This window comes from Candidatus Mycoplasma haematobovis (assembly GCF_001645765.1).
Classification (GTDB): Bacteria; Bacillota_I; Bacilli_A; order Mycoplasmatales; family Mycoplasmoidaceae; genus Eperythrozoon_B; species Eperythrozoon_B haematobovis.
The window spans coordinates 192,477-212,034 of record NZ_LWUJ01000012.1; the positions used below are offsets into that span (position 1 = coordinate 192,477).

The 19,558-nt window shown below is 29.4% G+C and carries 19 protein-coding genes; 2 read left to right on the forward strand and 17 right to left on the reverse strand.

Translation table 4 applies throughout. From position 1 onward, the window contains the following. Positions 1 to 52: 52 nt before the first annotated feature. Entirely contained in the window at positions 53 to 517 is a 465-nt protein-coding gene (locus A6V39_RS04845; protein WP_187150538.1) for a hypothetical protein, read from the forward strand. On the opposite strand, the gene A6V39_RS04850 is transcribed toward A6V39_RS04845, so the two are convergent. From A6V39_RS04850 to A6V39_RS04910, 13 genes are read right to left on the reverse strand one after another with little or no spacing between them, the layout of a single operon-like run. Beyond that, complete coding sequence (locus tag A6V39_RS04850; protein ID WP_187150539.1) at positions 514 to 1,473, reverse strand: hypothetical protein; 960 nt, start codon at positions 1,471 to 1,473, stop codon at positions 514 to 516. The two genes, A6V39_RS04845 and A6V39_RS04850, sit on opposite strands and share 4 nt — an antisense overlap. Before the next feature lie 9 nt (positions 1,474 to 1,482). After that, a complete protein-coding gene (locus A6V39_RS04855) occupies positions 1,483 to 2,268 on the reverse strand; it encodes an aldo/keto reductase (protein ID WP_222702667.1) in 786 nt (261 codons plus the stop codon). A 28-nt stretch (positions 2,269 to 2,296) separates the two neighbouring features. After that, positions 2,297 to 2,602, reverse strand: a complete 306-nt coding sequence (locus A6V39_RS04860; protein ID WP_187150540.1) for a ribosomal-processing cysteine protease Prp — start codon at positions 2,600 to 2,602, stop codon at positions 2,297 to 2,299. Beyond that, a complete protein-coding gene (gene rplU, locus A6V39_RS04865; protein WP_187150541.1) occupies positions 2,590 to 2,907 on the reverse strand; it encodes a 50S ribosomal protein L21 in 318 nt (105 codons plus the stop codon). Before rplU ends, A6V39_RS04860 begins: the two co-directional genes overlap by 13 nt. Before the next feature lies 1 nt (position 2,908). Beyond that, positions 2,909 to 3,754: an aldo/keto reductase gene (locus tag A6V39_RS04870; RefSeq protein WP_187150542.1), complete on the reverse strand. Its 846-nt coding sequence runs from the start codon at positions 3,752 to 3,754 to the stop codon at positions 2,909 to 2,911. A gap of 16 nt (positions 3,755 to 3,770) precedes the next feature. Next, positions 3,771 to 4,190 (reverse strand): 30S ribosomal protein S9, encoded by a 420-nt coding sequence (gene rpsI, locus A6V39_RS04875; protein WP_187150543.1) that lies wholly within the window; start codon positions 4,188 to 4,190, stop codon positions 3,771 to 3,773. Further along, the gene (rplM, locus tag A6V39_RS04880) at positions 4,177 to 4,617 is read right to left on the reverse strand and encodes a 50S ribosomal protein L13 (RefSeq protein ID WP_187150544.1); all 441 of its coding nucleotides are present in this window, start codon (positions 4,615 to 4,617) and stop codon (positions 4,177 to 4,179) included. Before rplM ends, rpsI begins: the two co-directional genes overlap by 14 nt. A gap of 16 nt (positions 4,618 to 4,633) precedes the next feature. Further along, positions 4,634 to 5,920 carry a M17 family metallopeptidase gene (locus A6V39_RS04885; RefSeq protein WP_187150545.1) on the reverse strand — a complete coding sequence of 429 codons (1,287 nt, stop codon included), beginning with the start codon at positions 5,918 to 5,920 and terminating at the stop codon, positions 4,634 to 4,636. Then, positions 5,910 to 7,337, reverse strand: coding sequence for an amino acid permease (locus tag A6V39_RS04890; protein WP_245633521.1), 1,428 nt, complete (start codon positions 7,335 to 7,337; stop codon positions 5,910 to 5,912). The genes A6V39_RS04885 and A6V39_RS04890 overlap by 11 nt, the downstream gene beginning before the upstream one ends. Then, on the reverse strand, positions 7,337 to 8,167 hold the full coding sequence (locus A6V39_RS04895) for a phosphate ABC transporter ATP-binding protein (RefSeq protein ID WP_187150546.1): 831 nt from the start codon (positions 8,165 to 8,167) through the stop codon (positions 7,337 to 7,339). Before A6V39_RS04895 ends, A6V39_RS04890 begins: the two co-directional genes overlap by 1 nt. A gap of 2 nt (positions 8,168 to 8,169) precedes the next feature. Then, positions 8,170 to 10,164, reverse strand: coding sequence for an ABC transporter permease subunit (locus A6V39_RS04900; RefSeq protein ID WP_187150547.1), 1,995 nt, complete (start codon positions 10,162 to 10,164; stop codon positions 8,170 to 8,172). 1 nt (position 10,165) lies between these two features. Next, positions 10,166 to 11,530 (reverse strand): phosphate ABC transporter permease, encoded by a 1,365-nt coding sequence (locus A6V39_RS04905; RefSeq protein WP_187150548.1) that lies wholly within the window; start codon positions 11,528 to 11,530, stop codon positions 10,166 to 10,168. A 28-nt stretch (positions 11,531 to 11,558) separates the two neighbouring features. Then, complete coding sequence (locus A6V39_RS04910; protein WP_187150549.1) at positions 11,559 to 12,407, reverse strand: hypothetical protein; 849 nt, start codon at positions 12,405 to 12,407, stop codon at positions 11,559 to 11,561. Positions 12,408 to 12,426: 19 nt separating this feature from the next. On the opposite strand from A6V39_RS04910, the gene A6V39_RS04915 reads away from it, so the two are divergent. Next, complete coding sequence (locus tag A6V39_RS04915) at positions 12,427 to 12,660, forward strand: hypothetical protein (protein ID WP_187150550.1); 234 nt, start codon at positions 12,427 to 12,429, stop codon at positions 12,658 to 12,660. Positions 12,661 to 13,105: 445 nt separating this feature from the next. Here A6V39_RS04915 and A6V39_RS04920 read toward each other — a convergent pair whose 3' ends face one another. From A6V39_RS04920 to A6V39_RS04935, 4 genes are all read right to left on the reverse strand, one after another. Further along, positions 13,106 to 13,528, reverse strand: coding sequence for a coiled-coil domain-containing protein (locus A6V39_RS04920; protein ID WP_187150551.1), 423 nt, complete (start codon positions 13,526 to 13,528; stop codon positions 13,106 to 13,108). Between the two features lie 14 nt (positions 13,529 to 13,542). Next, positions 13,543 to 13,887 carry a hypothetical protein gene (locus A6V39_RS04925; protein ID WP_187150552.1) on the reverse strand — a complete coding sequence of 115 codons (345 nt, stop codon included), beginning with the start codon at positions 13,885 to 13,887 and terminating at the stop codon, positions 13,543 to 13,545. Positions 13,888 to 13,889: 2 nt separating this feature from the next. Beyond that, complete coding sequence (locus tag A6V39_RS04930) at positions 13,890 to 17,192, reverse strand: DUF3713 domain-containing protein (RefSeq protein ID WP_187150553.1); 3,303 nt, start codon at positions 17,190 to 17,192, stop codon at positions 13,890 to 13,892. 7 nt (positions 17,193 to 17,199) lie between these two features. Further along, positions 17,200 to 19,558 (reverse strand): DUF3713 domain-containing protein (locus A6V39_RS04935; RefSeq protein ID WP_222702668.1); only part of this gene is annotated, 2,359 nt, incomplete at its 5' end.

Consider the following 19,558-nt stretch of genomic DNA (forward strand, 5'->3'; position numbering starts at 1 on the left):
GAAGGGCTGAAAAATTATTTAATAAAAGAATATATAAATAAGGATATTAGTAATGGTTAAGGAAATAGTTAAATTATTAATAGTAGGTTCTGGGTGTAGTGGTGTAGCAATAGTAAGTACTACTTTTTCTGGTATAGATGATAGTTTTGATAAGTTAACTGGAAGGAATCAAAGAGGTGAATATAAAAAAATAGAGAAGATTAGTTCTTATGGAGAGATTGAAGCTTTTGATGAGCAGAATGGATGTGTATTTAGAATAGTTGATGAAACTGAATCAATACCTAAAGATTATTCATTAGCTGATTTCTTGGCAACCAAAAAGAAAGATATTCCTAATTTAGAATCAGAAGTTGCTAAAGTAGCAGAAAGCGGAAGAAACTATTGTGGAAAAGAAGTCCCAGTAATGGCTATTTTTTACGTTACTGAAAGAAGTGATGCCCCTAAAAACGCTGTTAAAAAAGTATTTAAATTAAAGAGAGGTCAAACTTTAATAAACAATCACAAATCTAATCCCTAAGATTTTTTAATTGTACATCTTGCTTTAACTCTTTGATATATTTCCGGGAAAACACCTGTACCAGTTAAGTTGCTATTATATTGACTTTCACACCACCACTTTAAATATTGACCACTATTAGCTTTAATAAAGTTATCGTCAAAAGTTGCAGGAACAATTTCATCAATTTTTCTCATCTCTATTTCTTGTTCTTCTTGTGTGTAATTGTAGATTCTTTTTCTAAATTCATATTCTTTCAATTTCTCTGCTCTTTTTGCATTTAAAGTATGTCCTATTTGAGTAATTAATTCCTGAGATCTACTTAATTCATTTTTGAATCTTTCTTTGTAATCATCTGTGCTTGGCAATGTCTTTAAACCTTCTTTTTCTAATAAGCCTTTAACATTCTTGACTCCTCTGTTGTAACAATATTTCTTAACATTACCTAGATGTTCGACATCTACAACATTTTTCTTTACTTCTTTAGCACACCATTCACTAATTTTCTTTCCCATGAAAGCATAAAGTCCTCTCTGCTGATCATCAGCTTCAATTTGCATTACTTCAATCAATTTTTCTCTATCACTAGTTGTTACATAAACAATCTGAGAAGCTAATTGATCTGACTCTTTAATTAACTTCCCCTCTTCCCCTGCTCTAATAATATTGCCCATAATTGTTTTTGGGGAATCCTTACAATAATTTTCAACATCAGTTAATATAGTAGGGTCTCCTAAACCATACTTAAATCTTTCTGAGCATCATTTTCATAAATCATTAGAGTCTCTAACTCCTAATTTTTCAAGTTGTTCTTTATTTTCATAAAAAGCGCTTTTTCATCCATCATTATTTGAAACTAGTCTTACACCATTTCACTTAAGCATAGACTGAATATCTCTGGGTTTGAGATATTCTCTAACTCCTGCGACAGCACCTGCTGTTAAGAGTACGGTGCTAAATAAACGATAATTGGCCACTCATCTTTTTTACTTTATATTACTAAGTAACTCTAAATCTTTGACCTCTAATACTATTAATTTAGCTTTAGGAAATTCACTTATTTCTTCTTTATTTTCAGGCATAACAATTACTGTTATGCCTATGTTAAGTAAATATGCTATTAATAAATTCTTAATATTAGTATTATATTTCTGTGCTAATTCAATTAATTGTTTATTAGACTTATTCTTTTCATAATCTCCAAAAGGTCTATAACTTTGTACCTCTATTCCTTTATCTCTACAATATACGTAATATTCTTCATGCATATTATTGATATTTAAAGGTAACTGTAAGATATCTGGTCTAATATCAGTATTGTTAAATAAACTCTCTATTTCTTCAATTGAGAAATCACCTAAACCTATTTTCTTAGTTTGGCCTCTTTTTCTGCAATCTATTAATTGTTTTCAAGCATTAATATTCTTATCTTTTTCAGTAGCTGGTGCATGTAATAAATAAGAATCCATATAGTCATTTGCTCCTATTTTTGCTAGAGCAAATTTAATAGACTTATTAATACCTCCCGTGAACTTAGTTGGTCATACTTTGCTTTGAAAAGGTACTTTAAATTCAAAAGACATATCTTCTTTCTTTAAGTCCTTAAGAGCCATACCTATGTAAGGCTCATTACCATACCTTCAAGCGCAGTCTATAAAATCATAGTCCGCTTTATTAGCTTCCCTTAAATACTCTCTTAATAAATCTTGTTCTCTTAAATTCTCAGTTCCGAAACCTAACTTAGATTTGGAAGGAACACAAGGCACACCCATAACTTCAAAGGCGCTTAAACCCTTATCCTTACCTACAATACGTAAAATCTCTATAAGTTATTTTAATATGTTCAGAATAATTGTTTGAAATTATTTTCAAATGTTTTATTAAAAAGTCCAATTCTATTTTTGTAACCTTACTTAAATTATTAAATTTAAAGTAATAAGAATCTTCATCAATAGTAGTTTCTATTTCTTTATTATCTTTTCATATTTCTGCAGAACCTGTTACTAATGCAGAAATAGCAGCACACACTAAATCTTTACCTTTTGAAGCATAATTAGTATGGCCAGCTATTAAGAGTGAATTGTTAGTTATTATTATCTTTGTCAATGAATTTTAATTACTTGTAATTTAGTATATTTAGCTCTATGACCTCTCCATCTCTTATGTCTCTTTTGAGAAATAAATTTAACTACTCTAATTTTTTTACTTTTCCCCTGTTTAAGTATCTTTAATTCAATCTTAGCATTCTTTATGAAAGGGCTAGAATCAAAAGAAGTAACCTCATTAATACACATTACTTCTTCAGTAAATACTGTTTGTCCTTCCACTCCATCTACATAAGGACATTCCTCAATAATATCCCCTTCTTTAGCCATAAATTGTTTGCCAGATAAACAGAAATAAGCAATCATCTTAAATAATATCTTCTCTAAAATCTAATTCAAGAGATTCAAAATGTTTATTTTTGTAAGTATTAATACTATTCATTACTTCAATGTCTTCAGCTTCTAGTATTATATTCTTAGCTAAAGGAAATTCTTTAATCTCTTCAACCGTTTCAGGCGTTACTACTGGAGTAATGCCTTGATTTAATAAATAAGCTAGTAATAAATTTTTTATAGTAGTATTATATTTTTGAGCTAAAGAAATTAAAGTAGCGTTTTGAGAATTAGATAAATAATCACCCAATGGTTCATAAGCTTGAATATCAATATCATGTTCTCTACAATAGTGAATCCTATCTCATCTCATATTATTAACAGAAAGCTCTATTTGTAAGAATTGAGGTCTTACGCCTGTATTTTCATAAAGCTTTTCAATTAAGTCTTTATCAAAGTGCCCTAAGCCTATTTGTTTAGTCAATCTATTCTTTCTGCAATCTATTAATTGTTTTCAAGCGATCAAATTAAGTTTCATTTCTTGAATAGGTCTATGTAGCATGTAAGAGTCTATGATGGAAGAAGTTCCTATTTTAGAAAGAGAGAATTTAAGTGATTTCATAATACCTCCATTAAATTGAGTAGGTCATACTTTGCTTTGAAAAGGAATAGTGAATTCAAAACTAGGATTTTCTTTCTTTATGGCTTTAATAGTAATGCCAATAATAGCTTCATTGCCATACCTTCAAGCACAATCAATAAAGTCATAATCATGCTTTACTACCTCAATTAAAATACCAGTAAGCGGTTCTTGTTCTCTATAAATATTTGTACCTAGGCCTATTCTAGCTGTTGATGGATCGTATACAAATTTCCGCATTTTAGAAACACTAAGATTATCTCTTAGTGAATTGTGGTGATCTTCTAGCTCCCCTCTTTCCAACTTTCTTTCTCTCTTTATATTTTCTATTTTGAGTCAATAATTTGTAACTCTTCATAGCTGGTTTCATTTTTGGATCAAATACTAATAAAGCTCTTGCTATTCCTAATTTAATAGCAGAAGCTTGGGCAATTATTCCTCCACCACTTACATGAGCACAAATATCAAAAGACTTAGCTTGATTAGTAAGAGTTAAAGGATACATGAAGTCTTGAATAAAAAAAGGATTTTTAAAATATTCCAAAGCTTCTTTAGTTTTGCTATTCTTAGCATTCCCAGTCCTTATTAATATATTTCCACTCCCGCCAGCTATTAATTGCACTTTAGCAATAGCCTCTTTTCTAGTGCCGAAACCGTAAAAATTATTTGCACTCATAAGCTATAGGATTTTGAGCATGTTCTCTATATTGGTCTAAAGGATAAACTTTAAGTTTGTGTAGTAAAGCATCAGAAAGAGATTTATTTTTAGGTAGCATACCTTTAACTGCTTTAATTACTAATTTAGTAGAGTAATTTTCTATCATTTCTTTACCACTTCTTGATTTAATTCCTCCTGGATAACCAGAATGTCTATATCAAAATTCTCTTTCTGCTTTATTGCCACTTAATCTAACTTTTGAAGCATTAATTACTACCACAAAATCACCACAATCTTGATTTAAAGTAAAATCAGGTTTATTCTTTCCTCTTAATAAATTAGCTATATGAACACACATTCTACCTAAAATCAAATCTTTAGCATCTATAAGATATCATTTTCTTCTTGCTAAACCTACTTCTCTAGTAATTTGAGTAGTTCTCATAACAAAATACAAGCCTCTATTTGCTTTTAAATAAATAATAATATAAAGTTCTTATCATTGGGGCATATCCAGAGGCATCTCCTTCGCCATGCGCTATATTAGCAATATCTAAATGAATGTAAGGTATAGAAGCAGTAAACTCCTTTAGGAAGCAGGCGGCTCTTGAAGCTCCGCCAGCTCCTGTTCTTGCAGAATTCTTAATATCTGCCACTCTTGTTTTCTTAAGAGCTTGTAAATAATAGTCATCAAAAGGCATTCTTCATATTCATTCTCCTCCAAATAAAGAAGCTTCATATAATTCTTGTCATGCTTTATCTGTAGTAGCTCAAGCTCCCCCATATTTGTAACCTAATGCATAACCAATAGCTCCAGTTAAAGTAGCTATAGTAATAAGTTCAGTAGGAGCATATTCCATAGCTACATAAGATATAGCATCTGCTAATACTAATCTACCTTCTGCATCAGTATTGTCTATCTCTACACTCTTGCCTGAATAAGAAACTATCACATCATCTGGTTTGTAAGCATTCTCAGCAATAGCATTTTCTGCCAATGGCAATAATACTATTAAGTTATCAGTTGATTTATTTTTAGCTAAAGCATAAATAGTAGCCAAAGAAGAAGCGGCTCCAGACATATCAAATTTCATATTAGACATATAGGACCCTGTCTTAACATTAAGCCCCCCAGTATCAAATGAAATACCTTTACCTACTAAAGCTTTAGCTTTTTCATTAGGTTTAGGAGTGTACTCAATAATTAATAAGCAGGGCTTATTAATTGAAGCTTTACCTACTGCTTCAATTAACCTTAGTCCTTTAGATTGCAATTGCTCATAATTAAGATGAGTTAATTTAATATTTTCTAAATCCTTTAGTAGTTCTTTAGCGTGATCTACAAAAGTTTCAGGAACTAATAAATTTGAAGGATATTCTTGCAATTTCTTAGCAAAAGTCTGAGCATATACTAAAGTCTCTATATGTTCAGGTATTGAGCCTTCAAAAGTTCATTTCTTTTTTTCTTCTTTAGTCTTTAATGAAAAAGGTATGGTAGTGTAATGGCTATAAATAGTGTAAAGTACTAGAGCTAAAGAATCAGGATATATTTTTTCAAAGAATAAGTTAGCAAAAGTTAAGTAATCAATAGTTAATTCTTCATATTTTTCTAGAGGAGAGAATAGTAATGTGTAAAGTTCCGGAGGTGTAATAGTAGTTACACTAAGTTCACAAATTATTTCTTGTTTTTCATGATTAGGAGTTAATTTATTACTAGATCCTGCTTTAGCTATTAGTCTATAGGCCATTATTTAAAGTAGTTAAGCTATTATTATCTATATGATGTAATGCATACTTATTAGCATTAAATATTCTATCAATTCTATCTTTTATTTGAGGAAAGAAAGAACCGATTAGGAATAATAGTAGTAAAGATAATTTTAATCCAAAACTAAATCTGTTGGCCCCTGCGAAGCCAAAAGCACCAGTTAAATAAGAGGTAAATAAATATAGTAATGCTATTATTATTAGAGAGCTAGAGAATATTACTGCATAAATGAAAGGAGTATCCTTTAAATTTTTCTTTAAACTACCAATAATAATAGCAACTAAGATACCAAATACAAAAGCAGATACTATATCTGCTAATGCATCTAATACTTCAATAGTGCCACCAAAGAAAGAAGCAATACCTATTACTATGAATCAAAAGAAAGTTTGAAGTAATAAATAAATTCAAGAAATGAATTTATTTTCAAAAGCAGGATTATTTCCTTTACTTTTGTAGAACAGAAAACGTTTTAATATAGTTAAATCTTTAAAGTTGTAAGTATCATTCATAGCTGTAAGTTGGGGTATATTACTTAAAGCTATAGAATTAAGTGTCATAAATCCTGCTAAACCAGTTAGTATTTCAAATAATTCTTTAAGGGCAGGTTTGCCTTTAAAGATATTGAAATTTTGATAGTCAGAATTTGGACTACCTATACTAAAGCCAATGATTACATATAAATAAATTAGAGTAACGGCAATTATTGAAATAACTAAGCACTTTACTAAGTCTTTGGATGAATCTAATTTGTCTTTAAGAGAAGCTAAGTTATAGAATCCATCATAAATAAAAAGTAAAGAAGGTAAGCCTGATAGTAATACCATTCATGAACCTAAACCGTCTATACCTGTAGCTCTTTCTTTAGTACTTTCAGAAGAAGGATAAGCAATAGCAAATATAGGTAGTAATATTAGAGGAATTAAGACACAAGATCAAAGTACTAACTGTATTTTGTGAGCTATTTTGAATGAAATTAAATTAATGAACATTAATATGAATACTACTAGTACAGCAAATACAATAGCTAATAGAGTACTCATATTAGAATTACCACTAATACCTAATACTCCATATACTGAAAAGAGTACTAGACTTATGGGATGATAAAAATAGCGAATAAAGTTAACGAAAGCGGCATTTAATTGGGGTGAGCAATATTCTCTTGCTCATTCCATAAAACCAGCATTACTATTTTGAGAAGGAATAATTTTGATAAGTACATAAGTGAAGGCAAAGATATTTATTAAGAAAATAAAGAATAAGAGGAATATAGGAGATAAAGAGTTCTGAGATAGTTTATTAAGAGTCTGGGTTTTCATAAAAATCCCAGCCCCTATCATAGAGCTAATTGAGAGAAAGATAGCAGAAGAATAAGTTAGCTTACCTTTAGACATTAATAAACGCCTGAAATAAAGTCTTTAGTTTCTGGTCGTTTAGGTTTAGTGAAGATATCTCTTGTAGTACCGCTCTCTATTATCTCTCCATTTTTAATGAAGATAGTGTAATGGCTTATTCTGCGTACTTGAGATAAAGAGTGAGAGACTAATATTATTGTAGAGAGCTTATTGCTTGAAATCTTAACAATAAGTTCTTCAATCTTATTACTAGACTTTAAATCCAAAGCAGAAGTAGGTTCATCCATTAATAGTACTTTAGGTTGTAGAGCGATTGCTCTAGCTATACAAAGTCTTTGCTGTTGGCCTAAAGAAAGACTACCTTCAGGTCTAACATTTAATCTATCTTTAACTTCTTCTCATAAATGCGCATCTTCAAGTGATTTACGTAATACTTCCTCTAATATTTCATTTGATGAAATACCATGAGCTTTGAGAGCAAATAAAATATTCTCTCTTATGGACATAGGAAACATTACTGGTCTTTGCAACACTGTTCCTATTTGTGTTCTTAAATATTCGACTGGATATGAAGATGAAAGTACATTTGCTTTGCCATAGAGTATCTTGCCTTCATAAATATATTCATTATCTTCAAAATTAGTTTTATTAATAGCTCTTAAGAGTGAGGACTTACCAGAACCAGAAGGTCCTATTATGGCAATAACAGAATTAGTCTTAATTTTGCAATTAATATTCTTAAGTATTAATTTTTCTTTATTTTCAGTTCATAAATTTAAATTCCTAATTTCCAGTATGTACTCTTCCTCTTCATTGCTTACTTTAGGTAATATAGTTTCTTGTTTTTTTTTAAAAAAAAGACTAGCCACTTCTAGTGCCTATTAAGAGCCGTTTTCTTAGCACGATTCATATATATATTTCAATAATAACTCATATTATTAGAGTATTGATTAAGTCAAATATTAGTAGTAGGTAATACTTTCTCAATAATAAAAGGAATTAAACATTTACCAAGTAGAATAACTAAGAATATTGACGAGACGCAGCAAAAAGAAGTTTCAGCTATAGATGAATTTCCTTCAGTAATATTAGAGCCATATCTTTGAGAATATATTCTAGTAGTTAATGTTTGGCCTGGATAAAGTAATAGAGTAGTATTAATAGAATTCATACCAGCTGTTAAGTACAAAGGAGCTGTTTCTCCCATTATTCTTCCTACTGATAACAATACAGCAAAAATTAAATTTGAAAGAACGAGAGGAAGAATAATGCTTAAGAAAGTCTTGTGTTTTGAGATGCCTAAAGTATAAGCAGCTACTCTATATATATTTGGAATATTAGAGATATGATTAAGAAATAAATTAATCATATAGGGCAAAATAAGTAAAGTAATAGTAAGTATTCCTGCTAATAAGCTCTTTCCGTTTACGCCACTACCAGTAAGACCTAAATTTGAAATAAAGAAAGATAACCCAAATATTCCAAAAATTATTGAGGGTGTTGAAGAAGCTACATTAATTAAGCAAAGAATATATTTTTTAAAGGTAGTATTGCCTGCATATTCAGATAAGAAAATAGAAGAAAGAAAGGCTAATGGAAAAGATAAGAAAATAGAGATAATTACTACTAATAATGTATTAATAAAGGCTCTATAGAGAGTAGTATCTCCACTACTTATTTTTTTATTTGCTAAAGCTTCAATGCCCTCTACTGTAATAGAGGTTAGTAATAAGAAAGCAAAGATACAAAAAATAGAGATACAGATCTTTTCAAAGACTCTATAGGCAAGAAGTAATAATTGTTTTGGTTTGTATTTCTTTAAGTTAAGAAAGATATATTCATGAATGCTTAATTTATTATTATCTAATTTCCTAGCTTCATAAAAAACACATTTAATAAAGTATCATTTAATTAAGTTATTAAATCATGCTCTTTTTGATAATTTAGCACTAGCTTTATTAATGCCTGGTTCTTGCTTTATTAAGTAATAACAAATAGCATTTACTAATAGTGAAATTAGTAATAATAAAGCTCCGAATAAGAACATTAAGTTCTTGACTTTTTCATCACTACCATCAGAAAAGAAGTTTTCAGAAATTAAAGGAGCAATAGGATTGACTTGTGAATTTATGAAAGAACCAAAACTAGAATAAGCAGTAGAATAGCTTTGAGAATTTAAGATCAGAAAGAGCATTACACTTTCTGATAGTACTCTACTTACAATAATTGTGGTAGCTAGTAGAGTGGTTTTTCTTATTCTAGGAATAAGTATTTTGTAAATAGTAAAGATACGACTAACACCTAATACTTCAGAAGAAACTAAATAATTTGTTTTGTTTTCAAAGGCTGCATTGAATATAGAGATTACTAAAGGCAACATCATAAATATCAAGGCAACAGCAGCAGTAAGTAAATTAAGTGTGCTACTTAATTTGAAAAGAGCTTTGAGATAATTAGCTAAATAATTCTTTACAAATATTCCAAGCACTACAGAAGGAATATTGGCTAGTAATAAAGTAAGAAGGGAAAAGAATTTTTGATTAGAGGGAGAAGCATAAAAGGAAATTCAGATTGAGCATCTGAGGGAGATAGGAATAGCTAGTAATAATACAATTATTACTAAGAAAGCTGTTACTCCAAAAGGGGCTCAAAAAGAAACTAGATCACTCTTTGCACTAAAGTCGCCACTAAAGAAAATACTTCTGAAAGAGTAACTAAATAGTCCTTGGAAGCCTTTAAAGAAGATGTAAACAAAGAAAGTTCCGAAGAGGAAGCAAAGGAAATAAGTAGCGAATTCTGATAGGACTTTAACTCTTGAATTTATTACTCTTAAGCGCTTGAAATCAAGGCTTATTGGTAAATTCAACTTAGAAGAAAAGTAAGTTTACATGGTAAGTAAAGAGGGATAGGAAAGAGAGAGCAAATATAGTTCAGAGTCAGAAAATAACAGTACCAGAAGCAAAAACTCCTAGTAAGCATTCAACTGAAAGAATTATGAAAAAAGCAAGGAATGAAAAAGCTCATTTAAATCAATCAGAAGAAATAGTTCTTAAAAAGAAAGGATAAAGACCTGTTCCACTAACTTTCAATAATTTCTTAATATCTCTTTGCATCTTTTCTTCTCTAACAGCAGCTAAACAAGAAGCTAACTTAATATCTCAAGTTAAATCGCGTATTAAATACACTTTATTAGTTTTTCTGTTCTTAAAGTAAAGTATTAAATCATCTAAGTCTTTAGAGACAGGAGTTTTTTTGAAAGCATTCTTAGTTAATAATCAAATACCAAATATACCTCCAGTGAAGAAATTTAATAGTCAAATAGTTAATTTCTTACGTTCATAATTCTTAAATAATCTTGTTTTGTAGAGGTCAGTAAAAGCATTTGATTTTGAATCAAAATTAACTGCAGAAATTAATTTGGCAGAATAATCAAAATCAGTTTCATTCTTGAGTTGTTCTACTCTTTCTTGGAATTCATTAGTATCCATGAATTCTGATTGGTAATTTAAGCTAGAGAGCTTAAAGCTTTCTTTTTCTTGATTTCAGTAGTGGTAAAGAGGGAAGATACCTAAAGTAATTAGAGAAAATAGAACATAGCTAAAGCCAAAAATAAATAATATAAAATAGTCGTATTTTCGCTTAGGAATTAAAGTCTCTGGGTTATCTCCTATTGATCTCTTAATATTGTCCTCAAAATCAAGATTATTGAATTCATCTTCTGGAATTAAATCTAATTTCTTTTTGAGTAAGCCCTTAATTCTCTTTTCTCAATCTTCATCTCTTTCTTGAATTCGTTCTCTAGATAAAGCAAAGAAATTGAAAGAAACCATTAATCTTTCAATTGCTGAAATAAAGCCCGAAAAGAATGAAACTATCTTTACTTTTTTTTGAATTCAGAAATGTTCAATTCAAGTTCTTAATTTTCTGGAAGAGAATCTATATTCTTTGCCCTCTAATAAAGCAATATATCTATTACTAAAGCGTTGATCTTCAATAACTGAAGGTATTTCATGTTCTTCAATAACATATTCACCATATTTTTTTCTTGTATTGAAAGGATTAGGAGTGTGTTGTTCTAGGCAGAAGTGGTAGTATAAGTAATAGAAGCCAAGAGTTAAGATGGATAGTACAATAGTAGTTGATCTGTAAGAGAAGAATATAGAGATTTTTTCATAATTGGTGAGGGGTTTAAGGGTAGGCTCCTGTATTCTTGTATCCTTTTTAGGATACATCCTAAGAAGCTGTACTGAGCTCACTTAACTACTCTTCATCATTTTCAGGCTCTGTAAATAGTTCATTGGAAAGGCTCTCGGGGAGAGCGGCACTTTTATCTGTAATATAGTATTGCATTGTAGCTAGCTCTTCTTCTACAGCCTTTTTGTTACATATAACTCGCTCTTTAAGTTGAGTCATACGTTTTTGTAAAATTTTGGAGTTCTTAGAAATGTCCTCTATTTTTTTATCTAAAGTTTCGAATTTTTCCAAGAACTCAACATAATTCTTACAGATTGTACCACACTTTTTTATTAAGCTTTGTTGCATATCGCTAGCAAAGTCAAAATCTATTGCATCATTAACTTGTGGTGGAGGAGTGTAAGATGCAGCTAACCATAATACTAAAATCAAGAACTTCCTAAAGTCATCTATCTTATCAAATGAAAAAATAGGAAATTTTCTATTATCAATAGTAACTCCCCCCTCTATTTCATCTAGTCCTGGTTGTCTAGGAGGAATAAATAATACTCCACAAAAGCTATTAGTTAAATGTACATAATCAATAATTTGCTCTTTTCAAGATTTTGGTAACCATTGATTACCATTCTTATTCTCTAGAGCTATTTTTCCAAATAAACCCCCTAATCTATCTCTAAATTCAAAAAAGAAATCAATTCTCTTTCCTGCTTCAGGAATATATTTCTCTCTTTCTCAAGAAAAATTAAGAACATTAGAGAATGATTCTCTAAGCATTCTTTCAACTTCTTCTCCCATAGAACTACCAATATCTGTAGATTTTTGAGAAAGTCCTCTTAATCTTGCTTGTTCTTTAAATTCATTTATTAAATCTCTGAGTGATTTTCCTTGTTCTATACTTTCAACTTCTTTACGCATATCTAAGTAATTTCTTAGATTGCGTGATAGTTGTTCTAAACCATCATTTTCCTTTATTAAATTCTTAATATTCTCTATTGCTTCTTTACCTCCTATAGATATTATTTGTTCTTTGAAATTAGTTAATTCTTGTTCCTTAATTTGTAGTTCTGATTTAATTTTCTTAAATTCATCTAATTGTCACTCAACTTTTGAAACACTTTCAAATTTAGATCAATTATTTAATTCTCTTCTTAAATTAATAATATCATAGTCCTTAAAGGCGGTATTATTCTTTAAAGTTCTTAATTCTTCTTTAGTTTTCTCTAATATTTCAAATTGTTCTTCAATTTTAGAAATATTGCCGAATTTAGCTCAATTATTTAATTCTTTTTGTAAAGTATCTAATTGTTCTTTAACTTTAATTAAAGTTTGTTCTTTAGTCTGTAACTCTTCTTTAATTCCATTTAGATTTAATAATTGTCATTCGACTTTTGAAGCGCTTTCAAATTTAGTTCAATCACTTAATTCTCGCTTTAAATTATTTAATCGTTCTTTAAGGTCTAAGTTTTCTTGAGAAAAAGTGTTTAGCTTCTTTTCAATACTTTCTGCATTGCCATGCTTATCAAATAGCTCTTTAGCAGATTCATAAATCTGCTTTATGCTCTTTCACTTACCAAAAGTTAGTAAGGATAATAAAAAATCTTTAATATGAGTCTCTAACTCTTAGGAGTTGCTTCCTTTAACTGTTCTAGCTCAGACTTTAATTTAATATTTTCCTTAACTAAATTAAAGTTCTCTTCAAGTGTTTTCTCATATTCTGCTTGCTTTAATTTATATTGCTCTCTTTCAAGCAATTTTTCTCTTATTTTTGCAAAACTACCATAATCATCAATAATTTTTTGCATTTCTTCAAAACCACCTAAAAAATCTATCAATTTAACCTTTTCTTTGAAGTCCTCCGCATTCTTCTCTAGCTCATCAATTTTTGCTTTCATTTCTTCAACTTCTTGTTGTTTCTTTTGACAAAGCTCTTCAAAATCTTCTGATTTTGCTCTAAGTCTGCCTTTCTCTTCAAAAAAACCTAAAAAAGAGCTGAAAAAATTAGCGATAAAACCAAATATATCGCTTATTCCTGCCATTTAAAATAGCAAAACTAACTTTTCCTACGCTTGCCTGATTTCTTAGATAACCTCCCAATCAAATCCAATTTTTCAATTAAATCATCAAAATCTTGAATAGGGACCCCTAATTTCTTTAAATGTAGAAAGATACTCATTAAACAACTCTCTAATTTGAAAAAATTACCGCAACAATAAATTAACTTCTTTATGTAAAAAGTCAAGAAATCGTCAAACTTTTCAAACTTAGCGATTTTAAGAGGATTAAGGCTACTAACTATTTCAAATTCACTTCAAAAATAATCAAAAACAGACTCATCCAAGGTAAGTTTAAGCTCCACCTTCTTTTCTCCCTCCTTTTTCTTCTTCTCCATAGCCATAATTATACTGTTAAATTATTTTCTAAAAACATTTGATGTGCCGGTCTCATTCTTGCTACCTCAACATTTGGCAACATAGCCAACATTTTAAACAATGTTTTAATTCCAATTTCATCAATTAATTTTTCAAAACCTCCTTGGAAGTCATTTCTATTTACTTGAGTGATGTAAATAATTCATCCAGTGTTGGTATTATCTTTATTGGCAATAAAGAATTTTTGATCTTGGAAAGTAGATTCTGTTGATCCTTGTAAGAAACCTGAGAATCTAGTTGTTGCATTTTTGTAAGCTTGACCATCTTTGAAGATTTCTTTAACTTTTTGTTTCATTTCTGGAAGTGGAATATTGGCTTTATTAGCTAATGGAGCATTTGCATTCTTTTCAGATACTCATGACTTTAATATGTCAGATTGTGACTTAAAGTAAGAATTTACTCAATGCAATAAAGTATCTACGCCACCAAAAGAATCAATAACAGTATTAACATCTTGTTGTTCTTTAACAACTGTACCAAATGCTAACCCAGTAGTGTTTTCTTCTTTAACTTCATAAGGAGTTAACAAGTTGTAATTCTTGTTTTTGGATGGGTTATGTATTTGGAAATTCTTAAATATTTTTTGCATTATTTCTTTATCTAAATCTCCAAATACTTCAGAAACAAAACCTTGGAAACCAAAGAATTCTGTAAATTCATTATTTCCTGTTTTTGCAAAAGCTGAGATTCTGTCGGAATTTAATGGAAATTTCTCATTTGTTTCTTTTGGTTTGTCAATCTTAGTAGAGGCAAATGGGTTGAAGATATCTGACAAATTAACATCTCTAAAGTACATATCAACATTATCTATTTCAGCTTGATTATTATCTGAAGTCTTGTTCTTGCCAATTTTTGCTTCGCTACCTTCAATTTCTCCGTTTTTTCAATGTGCTTTTTCAACCTTATCCATTCATACTAAAGCACCAAACCTATTAGATGGTATATTTGACAAGATGAAAGATTTCAAATTAGCAAATTGATTATTAGTTAATCAGAAAATAGAGTAAAGATAGTAAATGTATTTACTACTTAAATCTGAAGAGATTTCATATCCATAAGCATGATAGTAATAATTCTTAATTAATCAGTAGTTAACTAATTTCTGTCTAAATTGTTTTTCATTCTCTTCATGTTCTGTCTTTTTTGAACAGTCATTTAGTGTGGTAGATACAGTTAATTTCTTTGTATCTCCGTTAGTAATCTTTCTTGCACAATATTTGTCATTGTTGTTAATGTTGGTGTATTTGTATCCACCATAATTTAATCTATCTGAATAGTCTTCTTTAAGATATTCTTTTGCGTAGAAAACATCAATAACACTATTTTTTATTTCTTGTTGTAATTCTTCTTGAGTATTATTAGGTAATGAAGTACTTCTGGCTACTTTAATAGAGTAATCATTAATTTCATTTTTGAATCAATTAAAGCCTAACTTATTTATTAAAGCTACATTTCTTATGGTTTTCTTTATTATGTCTGCTTTCTTAAAGTCATAATAAATATTGTCTAATAAATAGTCATTAAAGTATTGCTTCTCTTCATTAACTGAAACATTACTGAAAAATTTAGCTAATTCTTTCTTTAATTCTTGGGCTTTATTAAATAATTCTTCTTTGTTTTCTTCTTTAAATAAGTCTTTTGTTAGAGTAGTAAAGCTACCATCATTATCGCTCTTAATTTCAGTTAATCATTTTGCTTCACCTAGACTAGTAATCATGTCTAGATTTCTTTTGAAAAGAATAGGTGTTGCTAAACCATGTTCTTTTGAAGGAGCTTTTTCTTCTTGGCCTTGGCCTCATTTAACATCTAGATAATTCTTTGAGGTTTCTGAAAAGCTATGAAGTATTTTTCAAAGATTTTGGTTCTTGTCTAGCTGTTGAGCAAATTCATAAGTAGAGCCTAATAGAGAAGAAAGTTTTTCACTAATTCCATCTTTAAATAATTGACTCTTATTCTTACTTAAGTATGATGCTAATAATTGACCCGCTTTCTTCCCAAAGAATTCTTTAAGCTCATCCTTTAGTTCAAAAAGACCTATCTTTTTGGTCCTTTCACTTTCACTTTCACTTAAATTCTTTAATAAAAATTTTTTAGTATCTGAATGCTCTGAATTTTTGAAAAAGAAAGATAATCCACTTAATGTTCTTGCGTAAGTGGCAATGTTGTTGTTGTTGTTGGATTTAACGTCTCTTAAAGCAAATAAATTTTTCTTATCTGATGATGATGATGATAGTAAATCTTTAGGAACATTTCAACTAGTTTGTTCTTGGTTTCCATTTCCATTATCTACAAACAAATCAAGAACCTTCTCTCCGTTTCCGTTTATTGTTTTGGTAGCGCTATTGCCATTATCTTTACCATTTCTTCATAGAATGGCTGATGCTTTATATCCATCCTTTAATTCAGCAATTTTTGAGGCTGTTCATATTTGATAATCTTGGTTTCTGCAGAAATCTTTCTTGCCATTTGAATTGCCATAACTATTATTAAATTCTTTAACTTCTGATTCAATATCTCCAAAGTCTGGAAAATCAAAACTAGGCTTTTCTGGTTTCTTTATGCTATCTTCATTTTTGAAATTACCTTGATTGAAATTGGTAGAGTATTTTCAATCTCTAGTACATAGAAGAAATGGAGATTCTTGCTTTATTCATTCGTCATAAATAAATTGTTGAAAATGAGATACTTTAGAAGAATAAGATCCTCTACCATATTGAGTGTATATGCTTTCATCAAAACCTAATTCATGTTTATCTCCCTTTTTTGTAACAAATAAAGTAGAAAAGAATACATCTTTAAATTGTTTCTCTAATACTGGCTTGGCTTGTGTAGCTATGTAACTATCACGATCTCAATTTTGAGGTGTTAAATTAGCTTTTGATGGCTTTGCATAACTAAATTTAAGCTTTACTAGTTCATCATAAATAGTAGCTTTTGGAACTAAGTAACTTTCATTATTACCTTCTTGTAAGAATGAATCAGCTCATCTAAATAATGCTCAAGTATGAAAGTGTTCATGTAACTTCTTTACAAAGCTATCTAAATTAGTAGAGAATAAAGTGTAAGCAAAGGAAGCTTTAACTCCCGATATATTACTATCTATAGAACTATCAATACTTACTTTAGTTAATAAAGCAGTATCTTTGTAAATATCACTTAATATTGCATCATCTAAGGCTGATCCAGTATCTCAGCCTTGTTGATAGAACATAAAGGCTGAGGCACTACCAGTAACACCAACAGCTACAGAAAATCTCTTCGAGAGAAGCATTTACTAATTAATTTTTAAGATTTAATCAAGAATAGCCTAATATCCTTTTAAGTCTATCGTCTCCGGTCTTAAAGCTTTTCAAACTACCTGTTCCAGAATTTAATTCTGAAAGTAAGGCTTGTTTTTGTACTTTTGGATCTTTAGCGACTTTAACTAATTCTCTAAAAAAGGGACTACTATTAATAGTTTTTAAGAAATCAGTTCAACTGCTTTGATCTTTAACATCATCATATTTAATTTGAATTAAATATATTTGATATTCATTTCCATCAGAACTACTAATTAAATAGTTTCCATCTTTGTCTGTAAATCAATCATTCTTAGAATTAAATAACTTTTCATCTAATAGTTGTTTGCCTCCGTCTAATCTAGTACTTGATGAATTCCTGTCTGCTTTATGTCCTTTTTCTAAATATTGTTTAAGCTGTTCTTTCTTATCTTTGAAAGAAGAATCTGATTTTTCAAAACAAGAACTTCCTCTAATTCCTGTTCTTCAATCAAATACTAACTTTTCACACTTGGTTCCTTCAAAATCTCAACTGTAACTAGGAAATAGATTCTTTAGTATCTTTATTAATTCTTCGTATTTATCCTCAGAATTAATGCTTTCATCTATATAGTTAATTAAGGAATTTAAATCTTTTCAAAGCGGAGAAGAATGCTCTAACTTGCTAACTATATCTTCTGGGAAGAAATCTTTTCAGTTGCCATTTACTAAGCCTTTATAGCCTGTTAAATACTTTGTTCCTGTTGTTGATTCTGTTGTTACAGAAGCAAAATCAACCATATCTTTATCAATTGGACAAGCTCACTCTTCTTTCGGTTGAGGTTGAGGTTGAGGTTGAGTAGATCTAAAGATATATGAATTTTTCTTAATATCCTTTGGTATCTCTAAATTTCCAGATATCTTTGTTTTGTCTCTAGTTGTAGGTAAACACTTTTCTTTTTCAGAAAATTTCTTTGAAAATACAAAAGCCGCTAACGAATTTCTTTTTAGAATTTCTCTCAAATGTTTTCTGAAGTTCTCAAACTTATTTTCTGATAATCATTTAATAGTAAATAATTCTAGAGCAACACCTCCATTGCTTACGCCATAACCATTTGCGCTATTGATAATTTTTGATTTTCTTAAAATTTTTTCAAAAAAATCCTCTAATTGCGTACTATTACTACTCTTGTCAAGATCAAAATTACCTAGTATTTGAAGGATGTCAAAATCTTTAGCTAAAGATAAATAATTCAAATGTAAATAACTCAGTATTATTTTTTCCTTAATTTGTGTACCTTTTCCATCTTTAAATTCAACTTCTGCAGATTTATTAAAATCTTTCTTTCCCTTTAATTTTCATTCTGAAAAATCGAAAAAATCAAGTCCATTTTTGATCTTTTCTTGTAATAAAACTTCAATTAATTTTTCTTCTCTAAGAAGAGATACTCATATAAAGTTCAATAAACTAGTTTTTTTAACTTCGAGCTTTGTTGAAACCGTTGAGACAGAACTATTTCCAAATTCAAAAAAATTGAAAGAATCTCATTTTTTTCTATTGCTGGCTGGTCCAAATAACTTATCTGATTGTTCAATATATTTTTCATAGCTTTTCTTTACATCTCAAAAACTATCCGTTGAAATAAGGACTTTAGAATTTTTCCCCAATCTAAGAAGATAAGCATTTTCTAGATGTGGTATCATTTTTTCATGAAGATTATCTTTATTATCTGGAATAAGAATTTTCTGACCTTGAGAGTTGAAAAATTCGTAAGGAAATTTACCAGCAAAAGATAGTTTTTGACTGTTTTCAAATTTACCTTCCTTCTTTTGAAGAATATCCTCAAAATTTATTTGAAAATCCTTTAATAATGCCTTCCGCAAATGAAATAATTTTGAAGAATAACTACTTCTCAACAAAAATTCATTCAACCTCATCACTAACTCTTTGAACTCTTTGTTATTTTCTTTAAGAAAACTATTTCAATTACCTAGTATTAATCTCTCAAAATGTTCACTTAAATGTTTACGTAATTTACCTTTGAGATCAAAATCCTTTAAATTTATTAAATGTTTTTTCAGCTTCTCTGTCTTCTCTCCATCTTCAAAAGCTTCTTCATTGTATGTAAGAGCATGTATACCTTCTTTATCTTTAAATAGTATTCAGCTTTGTTGTTTGGAAATTAAATAAAGAAAATCACTTACTATATTTTTAGAACCATTATTACCATGATCTTTTTTCAAGCAAAATAATTCTTTTGTTTCTTTTGTTTCTTTTGTAAGTGCTTCAATAGATATTTCTGGTATTCTTAAATCTTTGTCTTCGCACGAACGTCTATTTTGACTAGATCCAGAATTTCTCAAAAATGTATCTTTTTGT